The sequence below is a fragment of the Bradyrhizobium hereditatis genome, assembly GCF_020329435.1.
GTDB lineage: Bacteria > Pseudomonadota > Alphaproteobacteria > Rhizobiales > Xanthobacteraceae > Bradyrhizobium > Bradyrhizobium hereditatis.
The window spans coordinates 829,725-847,382 of the sequence record NZ_JAGKJK010000001.1 but is presented as its reverse complement, the minus strand read 5'-3'; the positions used below and the strand labels follow the sequence as shown (position 1 = coordinate 847,382).

16 protein-coding genes and 1 pseudogene are annotated in these 17,658 nt (G+C 63.7%); 16 read left to right on the top strand and 1 reads right to left on the bottom strand.

Annotation, left to right across the window (positions count from 1 at the left end):
* The first annotated feature begins 91 nt into the window (after positions 1 to 91).
* From J6524_RS37575 to J6524_RS04170, 3 genes and pseudogenes are all read left to right on the top strand, one after another.
* Entirely contained in the window at positions 92 to 292 is a 201-nt protein-coding gene (locus tag J6524_RS37575; RefSeq protein WP_312002296.1) for a hypothetical protein, read from the top strand.
* Positions 268 to 728: pseudogene (gene adh, locus J6524_RS04175) on the top strand (aldehyde dehydrogenase); the annotation flags it as partial. The gene J6524_RS37575 and the pseudogene adh, both read left to right, overlap by 25 nt.
* A gap of 186 nt (positions 729 to 914) precedes the next feature.
* Entirely contained in the window at positions 915 to 1,334 is a 420-nt protein-coding gene (locus J6524_RS04170) for a CBS domain-containing protein (RefSeq protein ID WP_225669079.1), read from the top strand.
* Between the two features lie 125 nt (positions 1,335 to 1,459).
* On the opposite strand, the gene J6524_RS04165 is transcribed toward J6524_RS04170, so the two are convergent.
* Complete coding sequence (locus J6524_RS04165; RefSeq protein WP_225669078.1) at positions 1,460 to 1,927, bottom strand: aminoacyl-tRNA deacylase; 468 nt, start codon at positions 1,925 to 1,927, stop codon at positions 1,460 to 1,462.
* A 238-nt stretch (positions 1,928 to 2,165) separates the two neighbouring features.
* Here J6524_RS04165 and J6524_RS04160 point away from each other — a divergent pair, with 238 nt between their 5' ends.
* From J6524_RS04160 to J6524_RS04100, 13 genes are all read left to right on the top strand, one after another.
* Complete coding sequence (locus J6524_RS04160; protein WP_225669077.1) at positions 2,166 to 4,604, top strand: caspase family protein; 2,439 nt, start codon at positions 2,166 to 2,168, stop codon at positions 4,602 to 4,604.
* Positions 4,605 to 4,843: 239 nt separating this feature from the next.
* Positions 4,844 to 5,842: a 30S ribosomal protein S2 gene (locus tag J6524_RS04155; protein WP_225669076.1), complete on the top strand. Its 999-nt coding sequence runs from the start codon at positions 4,844 to 4,846 to the stop codon at positions 5,840 to 5,842.
* A 131-nt stretch (positions 5,843 to 5,973) separates the two neighbouring features.
* The gene (gene tsf / locus J6524_RS04150) at positions 5,974 to 6,897 is read left to right on the top strand and encodes a translation elongation factor Ts (RefSeq protein WP_225669075.1); all 924 of its coding nucleotides are present in this window, start codon (positions 5,974 to 5,976) and stop codon (positions 6,895 to 6,897) included.
* 70 nt (positions 6,898 to 6,967) lie between these two features.
* Positions 6,968 to 7,684 (top strand): UMP kinase, encoded by a 717-nt coding sequence (gene pyrH, locus J6524_RS04145; RefSeq protein WP_225669074.1) that lies wholly within the window; start codon positions 6,968 to 6,970, stop codon positions 7,682 to 7,684.
* A 70-nt stretch (positions 7,685 to 7,754) separates the two neighbouring features.
* Positions 7,755 to 8,318, top strand: coding sequence for a ribosome recycling factor (gene frr, locus J6524_RS04140; protein ID WP_225669073.1), 564 nt, complete (start codon positions 7,755 to 7,757; stop codon positions 8,316 to 8,318).
* A gap of 42 nt (positions 8,319 to 8,360) precedes the next feature.
* Positions 8,361 to 9,116, top strand: a complete 756-nt coding sequence (locus J6524_RS04135) for an isoprenyl transferase (RefSeq protein WP_225669327.1) — start codon at positions 8,361 to 8,363, stop codon at positions 9,114 to 9,116.
* On the top strand, positions 9,113 to 9,961 hold the full coding sequence (locus tag J6524_RS04130) for a phosphatidate cytidylyltransferase (protein ID WP_376711971.1): 849 nt from the start codon (positions 9,113 to 9,115) through the stop codon (positions 9,959 to 9,961). The genes J6524_RS04135 and J6524_RS04130 overlap by 4 nt, the downstream gene beginning before the upstream one ends.
* A 4-nt stretch (positions 9,962 to 9,965) precedes the next feature.
* The gene (dxr, locus tag J6524_RS04125) at positions 9,966 to 11,189 is read left to right on the top strand and encodes a 1-deoxy-D-xylulose-5-phosphate reductoisomerase (protein WP_225669072.1); all 1,224 of its coding nucleotides are present in this window, start codon (positions 9,966 to 9,968) and stop codon (positions 11,187 to 11,189) included.
* 43 nt (positions 11,190 to 11,232) lie between these two features.
* Positions 11,233 to 12,408: an RIP metalloprotease RseP gene (gene rseP, locus J6524_RS04120; protein ID WP_225669071.1), complete on the top strand. Its 1,176-nt coding sequence runs from the start codon at positions 11,233 to 11,235 to the stop codon at positions 12,406 to 12,408.
* Between the two features lie 173 nt (positions 12,409 to 12,581).
* A complete protein-coding gene (gene bamA, locus J6524_RS04115) occupies positions 12,582 to 15,149 on the top strand; it encodes an outer membrane protein assembly factor BamA (protein ID WP_225669070.1) in 2,568 nt (855 codons plus the stop codon).
* 123 nt (positions 15,150 to 15,272) lie between these two features.
* On the top strand, positions 15,273 to 16,340 hold the full coding sequence (gene lpxD, locus J6524_RS04110) for a UDP-3-O-(3-hydroxymyristoyl)glucosamine N-acyltransferase (protein ID WP_225669069.1): 1,068 nt from the start codon (positions 15,273 to 15,275) through the stop codon (positions 16,338 to 16,340).
* Positions 16,340 to 16,798, top strand: coding sequence for a 3-hydroxyacyl-ACP dehydratase FabZ (gene fabZ, locus J6524_RS04105; protein WP_225669068.1), 459 nt, complete (start codon positions 16,340 to 16,342; stop codon positions 16,796 to 16,798). The genes lpxD and fabZ overlap by 1 nt, the downstream gene beginning before the upstream one ends.
* A 196-nt stretch (positions 16,799 to 16,994) precedes the next feature.
* Positions 16,995 to 17,582: a histidine phosphatase family protein gene (locus J6524_RS04100; RefSeq protein ID WP_225669067.1), complete on the top strand. Its 588-nt coding sequence runs from the start codon at positions 16,995 to 16,997 to the stop codon at positions 17,580 to 17,582.
* Positions 17,583 to 17,658 lie beyond the last annotated feature (76 nt).

Here is a 17,658-nt window from a genome sequence, read left to right as displayed (position 1 = left end):
AATTTTCATCGTCTCGATCCCGCCGAACGCAATCTGCCGCGTCGCTTGAGTCAGGCCGAATTCGAAAACGCGCCAGCAGATCGACCCGCTGGTGCGCGCCGCGCAATCCAATCTCGACCGGCTGTTTCTGGCGGTCGGCGGCGGCGGCTGTTGCGTGCTGCTGGCCGATCGCAACGGCGTGCCGGTCGACCGTCGCGGCCCCGTCTCCGATGACGAGACGTTCAAGGCGTGTGGCCTGTGGACCGGAACGGTCTGGAGCGAGGAGTGCGCGGGGAAGGCGCGCAGGTACTGACGGGGCGGGGCGCGCAACGAACTGCCCGGCGATCTTGCCGGCGGCTTCTATGTCAAGCCGACGGTGTTCAAGGGCAACAACAAGATGCACATCTTCCAGGAGAAGATCTTTGGCCCCGTCGTTTCGGTCACCGCCTTCAAAGACGATGACGAGGCGATCGCGATCGCCAACGACACGCTCTACGGCCTCGGCGCCGGTATCTGGAGCCGCTATGCCAGCCGGCTCTACCGCTTCGGTCGCGCCATCCAGGCGGGCCGGGTCTGGACCAATTGTTATCACGCCTACCCGGCGCACGCCGCGTTCGGCGGCTACAAGCAATCGGGCGTCGGCCGCGACCCACAAGATGATGCTCGACCACTACCAGCAGACGAAGAACTTCTTGGTCAGCTACAGCCCGAAGAAGCTCGGCTTCTTCCGATCTGCAACTTGGCTCTGACATGCAAAATGGCGTGGCGCACGGACCACTCCGGTCTGTGCGCTGCGCCTTCAACTTCTTCAAGAAGTTGTCATTGCCTTTGCGATTCCGGCCCAACCCGATGCGTCGTATAATCGCGGTTCAAAGGGGGAAACTGTGCTGCATCACGTGAATTATCACCTGAAATCGCAGTGACGGAGGTCCGCCATGAAAGTCAAAGACGCAATGCACAAGGGGGTCGACTGGGTCAATCCCGACACCCCGATTACCGAAATCGCGAAACTGATGCGCGAACATGACATCGGCTGCATTCCGATTGGAGAGGACGACAAGCTGATCGGGATGGTGACCGATCGCGACATCGTCTGCAAAGGACTTGCAGACGGCAAGTTCGATGCCGCCCGCGCGAAGGCGCGCGACGTGATGACCGAAGGCATTCATTGCTGCCGGGAGGACGACGACCTTGCTAAGGCGGTCCATCACATGGAGACGCTGCAGATCCGCAGGCTGCCAGTGATCAACAAGAACAAGCGAATGGTCGGCATGATCAGCCTCGGCGACGTCGGCCGCCTGGCGCCTAATGATTTGCTGGCCGGTTGCGTGAAGAGCGTTGCGGCCCATCACTGAAGCCGCGCCCTCGCGCGATTGAAATGATACGTGTCAGACCCTTCGCGCCTGTTGATCGCGAACAGGCGCGCGGGTCTCCTTGAAATCACTCGACCGCGCTGGCGCGGCCGGCGGATCGCGCGGCCTCAATCGTGGGTGCTGAAGTGGCCGCGCCAGGCCTTCGCCGTTAGCCGTGCGAACTCCTCACCATCCATGCGGATCAGCGTCGTGTGATCGCCGCCTTCCATGTAGATGTCGCCTTGCGCGTCGATGCTGTCGTCGACGATGACGTCGAGCCCGTAGCATTCGCCCAGCGCCGGTATGGCGCCGCGCTCGCAGTCCCCGAACAGCCGTTCGATTTCGTCCTCGCTCGCCAGGTCGACCTTGTGGCCGAGCTGACTTTTCAGGGCGGACAGGTGCAGGTGATGCGAGGCCGGAAGCACGGCCATCATGTAACCGCCGTCGCGCCGCAGCACGACCGCTTTGGCCAGCGCGTCGCCCGGCACGTGGCAGGCTTCGGCCGTGCGCGTTGATGACATGGTTGGGGCATGGGGGATCAGGTCGTAACTGACGCCTTGATCCAGGTATTTTTGCAGGGTCGGGGAAACGGTCATGGCGGCTCCTCCATTGCATGGGCAATCCGCCACATCGGGAGGAACTCGCGCCGTCGCCTCACGATGCGGGCGATCTGAGCGAAAGGATACGCCCGCCGGGAAGCGCCGACAATGCCGATTTCGGTGCCGGAACCGGACGAAGCCGGCTGCGATGCCTTGCTGAGAGCGCAATTGTTCAAGAAATGTTCAGCTTGAGGCGCCTTCCATACGGCACTCGGGCGGCGACAGGGTGGGATCCATGCGGCGGTTACTAAGAAGTTTGTCGATCCTTTCGATCTGTCTCGCGGCGACGGCCGGCGTTGCTGGCTATTTCCACGCCGCCGCCGCACAGCAACCGGAAAAGCGAATTGCGCTCGTGGTTGGCAACGGCGCTTACGCGAAATCGCCGCTCGCGACAGCGGCGAATGATGCGGGCCTGATCGCGCAGACCTTGCAGGCGGCCGGCTTCGACGTGATCGGCGCCCGCGATCTCGACGGCGACACGCTGCGCAAGAGTTTCCGCGATTTCATCCAGAAGGCCGAAAGCTCGGGACCGGATACGGTCGCGATGGTGTATCTCGCCGGCTACGGGCTGCAGCTGGCGGGCGACAATTATTTCGTTCCGGTGGATTCAGCGATCAACCGTGACACCGATGTTCCAATCGAGGCGTTGCGCACCGGCGACTACATCCGGCAGCTCGCGTCGTTGCCGCTGAAGGCTGGAATCGTCGTGCTGGACGCAGCGCGGCAGCAGCCTTTCGTCAACGGACAGATCGCAAGCGGTCTCGCCTTGGTCGAGGCGGACCCGCACATGCTGATCGCGTTCAATGCGGCGCCCGGCACCGTGGCGCCGACCGAGCAGGGGCCGTACGGGATCTACGCCCAGTCGCTGGCCGAGATGATCCGCACCGGTGGTTTGCCGCTGCCGGAGGTGTTCAATCGCGTGCGGCTTCGCGTCAACGAAGCGAGCAAGGGCGCACAGGTGCCGTGGGACAGCCAGAAGGTCGATGCTATCTTCACCTTCTTCGAACGCGCCCCCGATGCGCCGGCCCCGGGGGCGCCTGATCAGGTCGCCGCCATCCGCGATAAACCAATCCGCGATCTCGGCGTGCAGGAAGCCTACGCCGCGGCGCTCGAGCGCGACACGCTGCAGGGATATGAGGAGTTTCTCGCCGCCTATGGGAGCGATCCTTTGGCCAAGCGGGTGAGGGCGATCGCGGCGGCGCGGCGTGAAGCGATCACCTGGCGTCGCACCTACCGCACGGATACCCCGAACGCCTATTGGTCGTATCTGCAACGTTATCCGCGGGGGCCACATGCGGCCGATGCGCGCCGCCGGCTGGCCATTCTCACAGCGCCGCTCGAGCCGCCGCCGACATTCGACGTCATCGACTACGACGTGCCGCCACCGCCGCCGGAAGAGATCGTTTATATCGATCGCCCCGTGCTGGCGTTCGGCGACCCTGAGTTCGATTTTGTCCCGCCGCCACCGGCGCCGGTCTACTATCTGCCGCCACCGCCGGATGATTTCGTGGTGCTGGAGCCACCACCGCCGCCGGTCGGGTTGTTCATCCTGCCGCAGCCGGTGTTCGTGCCGATTCCGGTCTACGTCAGGCCTCCGCGTTATGTGGCGCCGCCGCCGAACAACGTCATCTTTGCCAACATTCACAACCGGGCCGTCATCGACAGCATCATCAACAGACGCGGGCCGCCGCCGCCCGCCGCAGGGCCCGGCGCCGCCGGCATGGCACGCCCCGGCGCCACCGGCATGACACGCCCCGGCGTCCCAGCTGGAGTGATTGCGCCCGGGCAGGGGGGCGCCACGCCTGTGCTGCCGCCCGCGGTCGCACAACGGGCCACGCTGATCCAGCAGGGCAAGGCACCGGTGCCGCCGAGCGCTACGATTAACCCTGCCGTGCGAACTGGTCTGCCCGGCGCTCCTGGACAGATCGGACGGCCGGGCGCGGTGCAGCCAGCGAACGCGCCAGCCGCCGCTCCGCCGTCGACGCAGCCTTTGCCGAGAACAAACGCACTTCCGGTTCCGGGTGCCAGGGGCGCGCCACCTGCGCCTCCCGCGCAGCCGAGCGCCGCCATCAATCCAAACGCAAGGCCCGCGCCGGCCGCTTCGCCCCCAGGGGCGCCGGCGCCGACCGCTCCCGGGGCGGCCGGCGGCGCGCGGCCCGCCATTGGCGCGACGGCTCCCGCCGCTCCGGCAGGCCGGCAACCAACGGTAGCGCCGCCCCCGACCGCCGCCGCGCCGTCACGTCCGGCCGCTGCGCTTGCTCCGAAACCTCAATCGCAACCTGAGCTGCAGCGAGCCCCGCCACCGTCTGCCGTGCACGGGGCAAGATCCCCGCCACCGCCGGCAGCACGTGTTGCTCCCGCGCCCCCGCCCAGGATGGCCGCGCCGCCTCCACCGGCGAGGATGGCCGCACCGTCGCCTCCACCCAGGATGGCCGCGCCAGCGGCCCCGCCGCCGCGCATGGCCGCGCCACCGGCCCCGCCGCCGCGCATGGCCGCACCCCCACCGCCGCCGCCACGGATGGCCGCGCCACCGGCTCCGCCACCGCGTATGGCGGCACCTCCGCCGCCGCCCCCACGGATGGCTGCACCAGCAGCAGCAGCACCGCCGCCGCGAATGGCTGCGCCTGCACCGGCGCCTGCGGGCAGACCATGCCCGCCAGGTGCGCGATGCTGATTGTTGATGCTGATTGTTAACGGGCCAGACCCTACGGGTCTGGCCCGAGACGGGGCCTAAATCGCGGGGCTGAGGGCCGGAAAATCCGGCCGTATTTCCTTGCTTCTGGCTGGAATCCGGCTATATAGCGCGCCATCTCACACGGAAACATGGCTCTCAAAGGCCGTCCGGTGGCAACCGGGCCAACCAGGCTCGTTTGCTCACACGTTTCCGGAGGAACCAACCGGAGAACTATTACGATGGCGCTACCCGATTTTTCCATGCGCCAGCTGCTTGAAGCTGGCGTGCACTTTGGCCACCAGGCCCACCGCTGGAATCCGAAGATGGCGGATTACATTTTCGGTGCCCGCAACAACATCCACATCATCGACCTCGCGCAGACCGTGCCGATGATGCATCGCGCGCTGCAGGCGGTGTCCGACACCGTCGCCAAGGGCGGCCGCATCCTGTTCGTCGGCACCAAGCGCCAGGCACAGGACGGCGTTGCCGAAGCGGCCAAGCGCTCGGCGCAGTATTTCGTCAATTCGCGCTGGCTCGGCGGCACGCTGACCAACTGGAAGACGATCTCGGGCTCGATCAAGCGCCTGCGTCACCTCGATGAGGTGCTGTCGTCGGGCGAAGCCAACTCCTACACCAAGAAGGAGCGGCTGACGCTGCAGCGCGAGCGCGACAAGCTCGACCGTTCGCTCGGCGGCATCAAGGACATGGGCGGGCTGCCCGACATGATCTTCGTGATCGACACCAACAAGGAAGACATCGCGATCCAGGAAGCGCAGCGGCTTAACATTCCCGTCGCCGCGATCGTCGATACCAACTCCGATCCCAAGGGCATCACCTATGTGGTGCCGGGTAATGATGACGCCGGCCGCGCCATTTCGCTGTATTGCGACCTGGTGGCCCGCGCCGCCATCGACGGCATCTCGCGCGCGCAGGGCGAGGCGGGCATCGACATCGGTGCCGCCGTTCAGCCGGTCCGCGAGGAAATTCCGGTCGCGGCCGAAACTTCCGGCTTCCAGGGCCTGGCTGGTCCGCGCGGCACCGCCGACAACCTCAAGAAGCTCACCGGCGTGTCGGGCACGATCGAGAAGAAGCTCAACGACCTCGGCATCTTCCACTACTGGCAGCTTGCCGAGCTCGACCACGATACCGCGCACAAGATCGGCGAAGAGGTTGGTCTTCCGAGCCGGGCCGATGCCTGGGTCGCCCAGGCCAAGGCGCTCACCGCGGAAGCGGAATAATTGGTACGCTGCGTGGCCGGGCCTTCCGGCCACCGGTTCCGTCCCCAGATTACGGCATTCCCTGTAGCTAATGGCGGCCCGGCGCAAAGCGCGCCGGGCCCGCCGCTCACAGGCAAGAAGGGTATTCAACGATGGCAACGATCACTGCGGCAATGGTCAAGGAACTGCGCGAGTCGACTGGCGCGGGCATGATGGACTGCAAGGCGGCCCTCACCGAAACCGCCGGCGACATGCAAGCCGCCCAGGACTGGCTGCGCAAGAAGGGCCTGTCGAAGGCCGCCAAGAAGGCTGGCCGCGTGGCAGCGGAAGGCCTGATCGGCGCCGTCACCTCGGGCCCGAAGGGTGTCGTGGTCGAGGTCAACTCCGAGACCGACTTCGTCGCTCGCAACGAGCAGTTCCAGGGCCTCGTCAAGATGATCGCGCAGGTCGCGCTCGACGTCAGCGCCGACGTCGAGAAGATCAAGGCGGCCAAGGTCGGCAGCGTCACCGTCGAGACCGCGATTTCGGACGCGATCGCGACCATCGGCGAGAACATGACGCTGCGCCGCGCGGCTTCGCTCGAAGTCGGCAAGGGCGTGGTGTCGAGCTATATCCACGGTGCGGTGATCGATGGCGCCGGCAAGATGGGCGTGCTGGTCGCGCTGGAGTCCACCGGTAAAACCGATGAGCTCGCGCAGCTCGGCCGTCAGCTTGCGATGCATGTGGCCGCGACCAACCCGCTGGCGCTGGATTCGTCCGGCCTCGACCCCGAGGTCGTGAAGCGCGAGAAGGACGTGCTCGCCGACAAGTATCGCCAGCAGGGCAAGCCGGAAAACGTGATCGAAAAGATCGTCGAGTCCGGTCTCAAGACCTACTACAAAGAAGTCTGCCTGCTCGATCAGGCCTTCATCCACGACACCGGCAAGTCGGTGGCGCAGGCGTTGAAGGAAGCTGAGGGCAAGGTCGGAGCGCCGGTGAAGATTGCCGGCTTTGTGCGCTATGCTCTCGGCGAGGGAATCGAAAAGCAGGAATCCGATTTCGCCGCCGAGGTCGCGGCGGCCAGCGGCAAGAAGTAACCGCTGCGGTCATAGTCTTCCGGCGCGATGCGCCGGAAGACGCCTGCGCGGGACAAGGAAGCGAAAAGCAATGGCTGACCCGGTCTATCGTCGCGTCGTGATCAAGCTCTCGGGCGAGTATCTCGCAGGCAGCCAGTCTTTCGGCATCGACCAGCCCACCATCGACCGTCTCGCCGACGACCTGATCGCGGCCCAGAAGCTCGGCGTCGAGGTGGCCGTGGTGATCGGCGGCGGCAATATCGTGCGCGGCGTGGAAGTGTCTTCGCGCGGCGTATCTCGCCCGACCGGCGACACCATGGGCATGCTTGCGACCATGATGAACTGCCTGGCGCTGGAAGCCGCCATCGAGCGCAAGGGGACCCCGGCGCGGACGCTATCGGCTTTCGTCATGCCCGAGATTTCCGAGTTGTTCACCCGCAGTGCAGCGCACAAACACCTCGCCGAGGGTCGAATCGTGCTGCTCGGCGGCGGAACCGGCAATCCGTTCTTCACCACCGATACTACGGCGGTGTTGCGGGCGGCCGAAATCGGGGCAGGGGCCGTGCTCAAGGCCACCAATGTCGACGGCGTCTACAGCGCCGACCCCAAAAAGGACCCGTCGGCCAAGCGTTTCGAGCGCCTGACGCATTCGCAGGCGATCGCCGGCGACTACAAGGTGATGGATGCGACCGCATTCGCGCTTGCCCGCGAGACGGCACTGCCTATCATCGTATTCTCGATCGCCGAGCCGGGTTCGATCGGCGCGATCCTGCGCGGGACTGGTCGCGGCACGGTCGTCGCCGGCTGATACGCCGGCGCAGTTTTAGACCGCAGGCATTAAGACGCCGGCGGCTGGTTTATTAGGAGGGGAGAGTGTTATGCCCACGCCCGGTTTTGACATCAACGAATTGAAGCGCCGCATGCAAGGCGCCACCAGTGCGCTCAAGCACGAGCTGGGCGGTCTGCGGACCGGCCGCGCTTCGGCATCGATGCTGGAGCCGGTGCAGGTCGAGGCCTATGGCTCGCACATGCCGCTCAACCAGCTTGCGACCGTCAGCGTTCCCGAGCCGCGCCTACTTTCCGTCCAGGTATGGGACAAGTCGATGGTCAAGGCCGTGGAGAAGGCGATCGTCGATTCCAATCTCGGTCTTTCGCCTGCGACCGAGGGCCAAGTGCTGCGCCTGCGCATTCCGGAGCTCAATGCGGAGCGCCGCAAGGAACTGGTGAAGGTCGCGCATAAATATGCCGAACAGGCCAAGGTCGCCGTCCGCCATGTCCGCCGCGACGGGCTCGATATCGTCAAGAAGCTCGAGAAGAATCACGAGATTTCCGAAGACGATCAGGAACGGCTCGCCAACGAGGTGCAGAAGGCAACCGATGGAACGATCGCGGAAATCGATCAGTTGCTTGCGCAAAAGGAAAAGGAAATCCTCACCGTTTAATGGCAACCTTCAACGGTTGAGACTGGCTCTGGAATTTTGATGATGCCAAACGCCGCCGCCCCTGCCACGAAAGGACCGGATCGCTCCGTCCCGTTGCATGTGGCGATCATCATGGACGGAAACGGGCGCTGGGCGGCAGCGCGCGGCTTGCCGCGTGCCGAAGGCCACCGCCGTGGCGTCGAGGCGCTGCGCCGGGTGGTTCGCGCCGCCCATGAACTCGGCGTGCTCTATTTGACGATCTTTTCGTTCAGCTCGGAGAACTGGTCGCGGCCGGCCACCGAAATCGGCGATCTCTTCGGACTGCTCCGCCGCTTCATCCGCAACGATCTGGCAACGCTGCATCGCGATGGTGTGCGTGTGCGTGTGATCGGCGAGCGGGAAGGGTTGGAAGCCGATATCTGCACGCTGTTGAACGAGGCGGAGGAGCTGACGCGCGGCAATAGCAAGCTCAATCTGGTGGTCGCGTTCAACTACGGATCGCGCCAGGAAATCGCCGGCGCCGCGCAGCGGCTCGCGCGCGAAGTCGCGGAGGGCAAGCGTGATCCGTCCTCGATCGACGCCGATACGCTCGGCCGCTATCTCGATGCGCCCGATATTCCCGATCCCGACCTGATCATCCGCACCAGCGGCGAACAGCGGCTGTCGAACTTCCTGATGTGGCAGGCGGCCTATAGCGAGCTCGTATTCGTGCCGATTCACTGGCCCGATTTCGACAAGGCCGCGCTGGAAAGTGCGATTGCCGAATATGCCAGACGGGAGCGCCGTTTCGGCGGTCTGGCCGCGAAAACCGGATCGTGACTGAGCGCGAAGCCGCGTCGGCGGCAGCTAGCGGATCGGATAAGCGTAATCTTGCGATGCGTATCGCTGCGGCCGTCGTGCTGATACCGCTGGCGGTCGCGATCGCCTATGCAGGCGGCTGGCTCTGGACCGCGCTGGTGACGCTCGCGGCCATCGGCTTGTTCGCCGAATGGCTCGCAATCGTGGGCCTCGCCGGCGTGATGCGCGTGATGGTGCCGGGCGTCGCTGCGCTTGCACTTGCCGGGCTTTGCTTTGCATTCCACCGCCTCGATGCCGCGTTGATCGTGCTTGCGGTCGGTCTCATTGCCGTCACCGCGATGGCGCCGGAACGGCGCAATTGGGCGGCAGCTGGATTTCTTTACGCGGCCGCTGCCGAGATTGCCTCCGTGCTAGTGCGTTTCGATCCCGAAAATGGGTTCGCCGCGCTGATGTTCGTGCTGCTGATCGTGTGGGTGACCGACAGCGGCGGCTATTTCGCGGGCCGCGGCATTGGCGGACCGAAACTGTGGCCGCGCGTCAGCCCGAAGAAGACCTGGGCGGGCGCCATTGGCGGATTCGCCGCGAGCCTTGCTGTAGCCGGCGGATTTGCCGCGTTTGATCTGGGCAGAGCAGGGCCGCTATTGCTGCTTTCGGCGGTGCTCTCAGTGGTTTCTCAGCTCGGTGATCTCCTCGAGTCCGCCGTGAAGCGGCGTTTTGGCGTAAAGGACTCAAGTCACATTATTCCCGGCCACGGCGGACTAATGGATCGCCTGGATGGATTTGTCGCAGCCGTCGTCGTGGCGGCACTTTTGGGCTTCCTGCGGGGCGGCGCCGATGGCGTCGGCCGCGGTGTTATGGTTTGGTGATACGATGAGCGCAGTTCCATTGCGTAACAACAAGGCCGTGGCGGCCGCCGCGCGCACGGTCTCGGTGCTGGGCGCCACCGGCTCGATCGGCGACAGCACGATGGATTTGCTGCGCGGCGCGCCCGGCCGCTATCAGGTCGAGGCGTTGACGGCGAATTCCAATGTCGATGCGCTGGCCAAGCTCGCGAAGGAATTCGGCGCACGATTCGCTGCAATTGCCGATCCGGCGCGCCTTGGCGAACTCAAGGCAGCGCTCGCAGGCACGGGTATCGAATGCGGCGCCGGCGAAAGCGCGATCATCGAGGCGGCCGCGCGTCCGGCCGATTGGGTGATGGCGGCGGTGAGCGGTGCGGCCGGGCTCAAGCCCGCTTTGGCCGCGGTCGACCGTGGCGCGGCGGTTGCGCTCGCCAACAAGGAATGCCTCGTCTGTGCAGGCGATTTCTTCATGCAGCGCGCGGCAAAGGCCGGCGCCTGCATCCTGCCGGCGGATTCCGAGCACAACGCGTTGTTTCAGGCGCTCTCTTCCGGCAACCGCGAGGAATTGGTGCGCGTGATCATCACTGCCTCGGGTGGACCGTTTCGCACCTGGGCGCCCGCCGACATCGAGCAGGCGACGCTCGAGCAGGCATTGAAGCATCCGAACTGGAGCATGGGCCAGAAGATCACTATCGATTCGGCGTCGATGATGAACAAGGGCCTCGAAGTCATCGAAGCCTCCTATCTGTTCGCGCTTTCGGCCGATGAGATCGACGTTCTCGTGCATCCGCAGTCGATTATTCACGGCATGGTTGAATTCTCAGATCGCTCTGTGGTTGCACAGCTTGGCGCCCCCGACATGCGCATCCCGATTGCGCACTGCCTTGGATGGCCGGATCGAATCGTCGGCCCGTCGGCCCGGCTGGATCTCGCCAAAATCGGACAATTGACCTTCGAAGCACCGGATTTTGAACGATTCCCGGGCTTGCGACTGGCCTACGAAGCGCTACGTACTGGACGTGGTGCGACCACGGTTTTTAATGCCGCCAATGAGGTGGCGGTGGCGGCATTTATCGCCGGAAAGATCAGATTCGGATCGATCGCCCGCCTCGTCGAAGCCACCATGAACGACTGGATTCGCGCCGGCAACCTTGCGCCTTTGAGCTCGGCCGACGACGCGATCTCCATTGACCATAACGCGCGAAACAGAGCCGCCTCCCTATTGCCTCAAATTGCCTTAAAGGCATCCTAGAGGGTTGGGGACGGAGCCTTTGGCTCTTGTCGAGGGGAACCTGATGTCAGAATTTTTTCTCCATAGTTTCAATACCTTGGGCCATGGGCTCGTTGGCTACATCATCCCTTTTCTGTTCGTTCTGACCATCGTCGTATTCTTCCATGAACTCGGCCACTTTCTGGTCGCCCGCTGGGCGGGCGTGAAGGTGCTTACGTTCTCGCTCGGCTTCGGACCGGAACTTGCCGGCTTCAACGACCGCCACGGCACGCGCTGGAAGATCTCCGCGATCCCGCTTGGTGGCTATGTGAAGTTCTTCGGCGACGAATCGGAAGCCTCTACGCCGACCTCGGCCGAGACGCTCGCCCGCATGACCGAGGAGGAGCGGGCGGGCAGCTTCCATCACAAGAAGGTCGGCGCGCGCGCCGCCATCGTCGCCGCCGGTCCGATCGCGAATTTCATTCTGGCGATCGTCATTTTCACCTGTCTCTTCACCTTCTTCGGCAAGCCGAGCACCACCGCGCGCGTCGACAAGATTGAAGCCAGCAGCGCCGCCGAGCGGGCGGGCTTCCAGGTCGGCGACATCGTCACCGCCATCGACGGCAAGAAAATCGGCAGCTTCTCCGACATGCAGCGCTTCGTCAGCGTCCGCGCCGGCGAAACCATGACCTTCACCGTCAAGCGCGGCGACTCCACGCTGCAGTTGAAGGGCACGCCGGAACTGCGGGAGGTGAAGGATCCCTTCGGCAACACGCAGCGGCTCGGCATTCTCGGCATTACCCGCGCCACCTCGCCGGGCGAAGTGACCACGGAGAAGGTCGATCCGGCGAGCGCGCTTTGGCTTGGAATCAAGGAAACCTGGTTCGTTATCGAGCAGACGCTCGCCTACATCGGGAACATTTTTACCGGCCGGGCCAGCGCGGACCAGATCGGTGGGCCGATTCGGATCGCGCAGATTTCGGGACAGGTCGCGACCCTCGGGCTGATTCCGCTGCTCCACCTGGCCGCGGTGCTGTCCATTTCGATTGGACTGTTGAACCTGTTCCCGGTTCCCTTGCTCGATGGCGGACACCTTATGTTCTACACAGCCGAGGTGCTCCGGGGCCGTCCGCTGTCGGAAAAGTCGCAGGAATACGGATTCCGCGTGGGATTAGTTCTGGTGCTGATGCTGATGGTGTTCGCATTCTATAACGATTTCCATCAGGTACCGTGGCTGAAGGGGCTGTTCGGGAGATCGTAGGCGCGGCTTTTTTATGACGTTGCCCATTGGCAACGCCTTGGAATGAAATTGGAATCGCCGCGCGATGTCTGGTTTGCCGCCTTGTCGAAATTGGCTACAAGCAATGCAACTTTGGGAATCTGCCGGTTCGTTGGGGAACGGACCGGCATCTGAATGACGAGGGCGCGTTGCGCATGATGTTGGGAATGCGAGTGCGGGGGGGCTTGCTGGCCGCTCTGATCATGGTTGCCGCGCCAGTTGGGGGGGCGCTCGTGTCTGCGCCGGCGGCGGCCCAGACTGTGGCGTCGATCACCGTTGAGGGGAACCGACGTGTCGAAGTCGAAACCATCCGCTCGTATTTCAAGCCCGGTCCCGGCGGCCGCCTCGGGCAGGCGCAAATCGACGACGGTCTGAAGGCGCTGATCGAAACCGGCCTGTTCCAGGACGTGCGAATCAACCAGGTCGGCGGCCGGCTGGTCGTGACCGTGGTCGAAAACCCCGTGATCGGCCGCATCGCCTTCGAGGGCAATAAGAAGGTCAAGGACGAGCAGCTTTCCGCTGAAATCCAGTCCAAGCCGCGCGGCACGTTCTCGCGCCCGATGGTCCAGTCGGACGCTCAGCGCATCGCCGAAATCTACCGGCGCTCGGGCCGCTATGACGTGCGCGTCACCCCCGAGATCATCGAGCAGCCGAACAATCGCGTCGACCTGATCTTCACCATCACCGAGGGCACCAAGACCGGCGTCAAGTCGATCGAATTCGTCGGTAACGTTGCCTATTCGTCCTACCGCCTGAAGGACGTTATCAAGACGCGCGAATCCAACCTTCTGAGCTTCCTCGGCGGCGCCGACGTCTACGATCCGGATCGTGTCGAGGCCGACCGCGACCTGATTCGCCGTTTCTATCTCAAGAACGGTTACGCCGACGTTCAGGTGGTCGCCGCGCTGACTGAATATGACCCTGAAAAGAAGGGCTTCCTCGTCACCTTCAAGATCGAGGAGGGGCAGCAATATCGCGTTGCCTCCGTCGACTTCCAGACCTCGATTCCGACGCTCGATGCCGCCTCGCTGCGCAGCTTCTCGCGCGTCAGCGTCGGCTCGGTCTACAACGCGGAGGCGCTCGAGAAATCAGTCGAAGAAATGCAGATCGAGGCTTCGCGGCGCGGCTACGCCTTCGCCGTGGTGCGTCCGCGCGGCGATCGCAATTTCGAGCAGCACACCGTTTCGATTGTGTTCGCGGTCGACGAAGGCCCGCGCACCTATATCGAGCGCATCAACGTTCGTGGCAACACCCGTACCCGTGACTACGTGATCCGCCGCGAGTTCGACCTGTCCGAAGGCGACGCATATAACCGCGCGCTGGTCGATCGTGCCGAGCGCCGGCTGAAGAACCTCGACTTCTTCAAGAGCGTGAAGATCCTGACCGAGCCCGGTTCGTCGACCGATCGCGTCATCCTGATCGTCGACCTCGAAGAGAAGTCGACCGGCGACTTCTCGGTGTCGGGCGGCTACTCGACCTCCGACGGTGCACTGGCCGAAGTCAGCATCTCCGAGCGCAACTTCCTTGGCCGCGGCCTCTATGCGAAGGCAGCCGTGACCTACGGCCAGTATGCACGCGGCGGTTCGCTGTCGTTCGTCGACCCTTATCTGTTCGACTACCGCGTCGCGCTCGGCCTCGACCTGTTCTATCGCGAGCAACTCGCCAACAGCTACATCGCCTACGGCACCAAGACGCTGGGCTTCAGCCCGCGGCTCGGTTTCACGCTGCGGGAAGATCTCGCGCTGCAGCTGCGCTATTCGATCTATCAGCAGGAAATCTCGCTGCCGAACCAGCTTGCGAACTGTAACAACAACCCGGCGAACTCCTTGCTCGCGTTCAACCCGTCGCCCGCATTTGCGAATCTGAGGGGCGTTGGCGCTGGCGGATCGATCACGGAGGGAGGCCAAACGGCCACTGACGTCTCCGGCCAGGGCCTGTGGTGCTACTTCGACGGCGAAGCTTCGCTGCCGGTTCGCAGAGAACTCGAGAGCGGCAAGGCGCTGACCTCGGCGCTCGGCTATTCGCTAAACTACAACACGCTGGATAACAACAAGAACCCGACCGACGGCTTGCTGATCGACTGGAAGCAGGACTTCGCCGGTGTTGGCGGCGACGTGAAGTACATCAAGTCGGCGATCGACGCGAAGTACTACACCCCGCTGGTCGCTGACATCGTCGGTTTGATCCACCTCCAGGGTGGTATTCTCAACCAGTTCGGCGGCAGCGATCTGCGCATGCTCGATCACTTCCAGATGGGTCCGAACCTGGTTCGCGGTTTTGCCCCGAACGGCATCGGTCCGCGCGACATCAACCCGTTCGGCACGCGTGACGCGCTCGGCGGCACCAAGTACTGGGGCGCTTCGTTCGAATTGCAGATGCCGTTCTGGTTCCTGCCGAAGGAAGTCGGGCTCAAGGGCTCGGTCTATGCCGACGCCGGCGGACTTTGGGACTACAAGGGTCCGACGTCGTGGGCGGCAACGGGCGAGGTCAACGTGCCCGGTTGCACCAGGCCGACGCAGGCGACGGCAACCACTGCAGCCAATCCGGGAACCTGCTTGGGATTGCAGTTTGACGACGGCAACGTGGTCCGTACCTCGGTCGGTGTCGGTATCATCTGGGCTTCGCCGTTCGGTCCGCTGCGCTTCGACTATGCGGTTCCGCTTACGAAGGGTCAGTTTGACCGCGTGCAGGAATTCAAGTTTGGCGGCGGCACATCATTCTGAGGTATCTTGAAACGATTGGACCTACGGTCCGCGTAACAAGAGAACAACAGAATCAAAGGAGAGGTCGGCTCCATTTCGTCGGGGCCGACACTCTAATGTGAGGGCCGGCCTGCGGCGGATGGAATGGCGCAGCCGATATTCTTCAAGCAACCTCCTTCTGCGACGCTGGCCGAACTGGCCGCGCTGACGGGAGGAGTATTGGTCGATCCCGCGCGGGGCGGCCACGTGATCAGGGGGCTCGCTTCGCTCGATGAAGCCGGTCCCATGCATCTGACATTCTTCGACAACCTCAAATACGCCGACCAGCTCAAGGCGACCAAGGCCGGCGCCTGTTTGGTCAGTCCGCGCTTTGAATCGCAGGTGCCCGCCCATGTGGCGGTACTGCGCGCAACCCAGCCGTTCCGCGCCTTCGTCAAGTTGGCGCGCGAATGGCATGCCGATGCGCTGCGTCCACAATCCTGGTTCGATGCTGACGGTATCGCGCCGTCCGCAATCATCGATCCGTCCGCCCATCTGGAAGATGGCGTCGTCGTCGATCCGCTCGCCGTGATCGGCCCACGCGTCGAGATCGGCGGCGGAACCGTGATCGGTGCCGGCGCGGTTGTCGGCGCCGACGTCAAGATCGGCCGCGACTGCAATGTCGGCGCGCGCACCGCAATCCAGTTCGCTCTGATCGGCAACAATGTCCTGATCCATCCCGGCTGCAGCATTGGCCAGGACGGCTACGGCTTCCTCTTTTTCGGCCCTGAGGGTCACCTCAAGGTACCCCAGACCGGCCGCGTGCTGATCCAGAACGATGTCGAGATCGGCGCCGGCACCACCATCGACCGCGGAAGCCTGCGGGATACGGTGATCGGCGAGGGCACCAAAATCGACAATCAGGTCCAGATCGGCCACAATGTGACCATCGGCAGGCACTGCCTGCTCGCGGCCCAGATCGGGCTCGCGGGCAGCCTGACGATCGGTGACAACGTGGCGATCGGCGCCAAAGCGGGCCTTAACAACCACATCAGGATCGGCGATGGGGCGCAGATCGCAGCCATGAGTGCGGTGAAGGACGACATTCCTGCCAACGAACGCTGGGGAGGTCATTTAGCCCGGCCGACTAGGCAATGGTTCCGGGAGACGCTGGCGCTTGAACGCCTGGCGCGCGATGGCGCAGCGCAACCAAAGGGCGAGGGGAAGGAGTGATGGTGGAAGCACCGGTCAGGTTCGATGTCGTGAGCATCGACGACATCCTGAAGACGCTGCCGCATCGCTACCCGATGCTTCTGATCGACCGGGTGATCAACATTCGGACCGATTACAGCGGCATTGGCATCAAGAACGTCACCTTCAACGAGCCGTGTTTCCTCGGACACTTCCCCGAGCGGCCGGTCTATCCTGGCGTGATGATGATCGAGGCCATGGCGCAAACCGCTGGCGTCATCGGCATCAAATCGGTCGAAGGCACCGAGAAGCCGCGCGCGGTCTATTTCCTCACCATCGACAAGTGCAAATTCCGAAAGCCCGTGATGCCCGGCGACACCGTCGAGTATCACATGCGCTCGATCGGCCGCCGCAAAGCGATGTGGTGGTTTCACGGCGACGCCAAGGTGAATGGAGCGATCGTCGCCGAAGCCGATGTCGGCGCGATGCTGACCGACTGAATTTGATTGGATCTATCCGTCAAACATCTGACGGATTCCTGATATCTTTGCTCAATCACTGGCAGTGGAGCCCACGCCGAGGTCGACTGACGAAATTTTCCATCTAAAGATTCTGGTCTGGGTCCACGCTTTTTCAACGGGGGCGTCCGTGAACAGGCTTGTTTCCGTTATTTCGTGTTTGGTCGCTTTTCTTTTGATGCCGCCGCAAGCTTTCGCGGCCGATCTGAATGGTCTCGTATCTTCCTTGAAGGGCGGCGGTTACGTCATCGTGTTTCGCCACGGCGCTACCGACGACAGTCAGAAGGACGTCTACCCCTTCAAATTCGACGATATGAGCGCGCAGCGGCAGCTGAGCGACAAAGGCCGCGCCATAGCGCGCGATCTTGGGACGGCGCTCGCCAAACTGGGCGTGCCGATCGGCGAAGTCTACACGAGCCGGCTGAACCGCGCGGTCGAGACCGGTAAGCTGATCGGCGGCAAGGACGTGTCTCCGGTGGACGCATTGACCGACAGCGGCGCGGGCAGTTCGTCGGCGATGGCCAATCCCGATGGCAAGAACGCCAAGGCCGGACGCGCGGTGCGCGACCTCGTCAATGCGCCTCCGAAAGCCGGCGTCAACAATCTGGCAGTGACGCACAAGACCAACGTTGCTGACGCTTTCGGCAAGGAGTTTGCCGATATCCGCGAAGGCGAGGCGCTCGTCTACAAGACCAGCGCCTCAGGCCCGGCCGTCCTGATCGCGCGCGTGCAGCCCAGTGAATGGATCGCGCAGGCCGGCAGCTAGACTGGCGTGACGGGCAGTTGTGCGCGGCGTTGTTTGTGTGCGTTGACACCGGCGCAGGTCGCAAGGCGCACCGCGC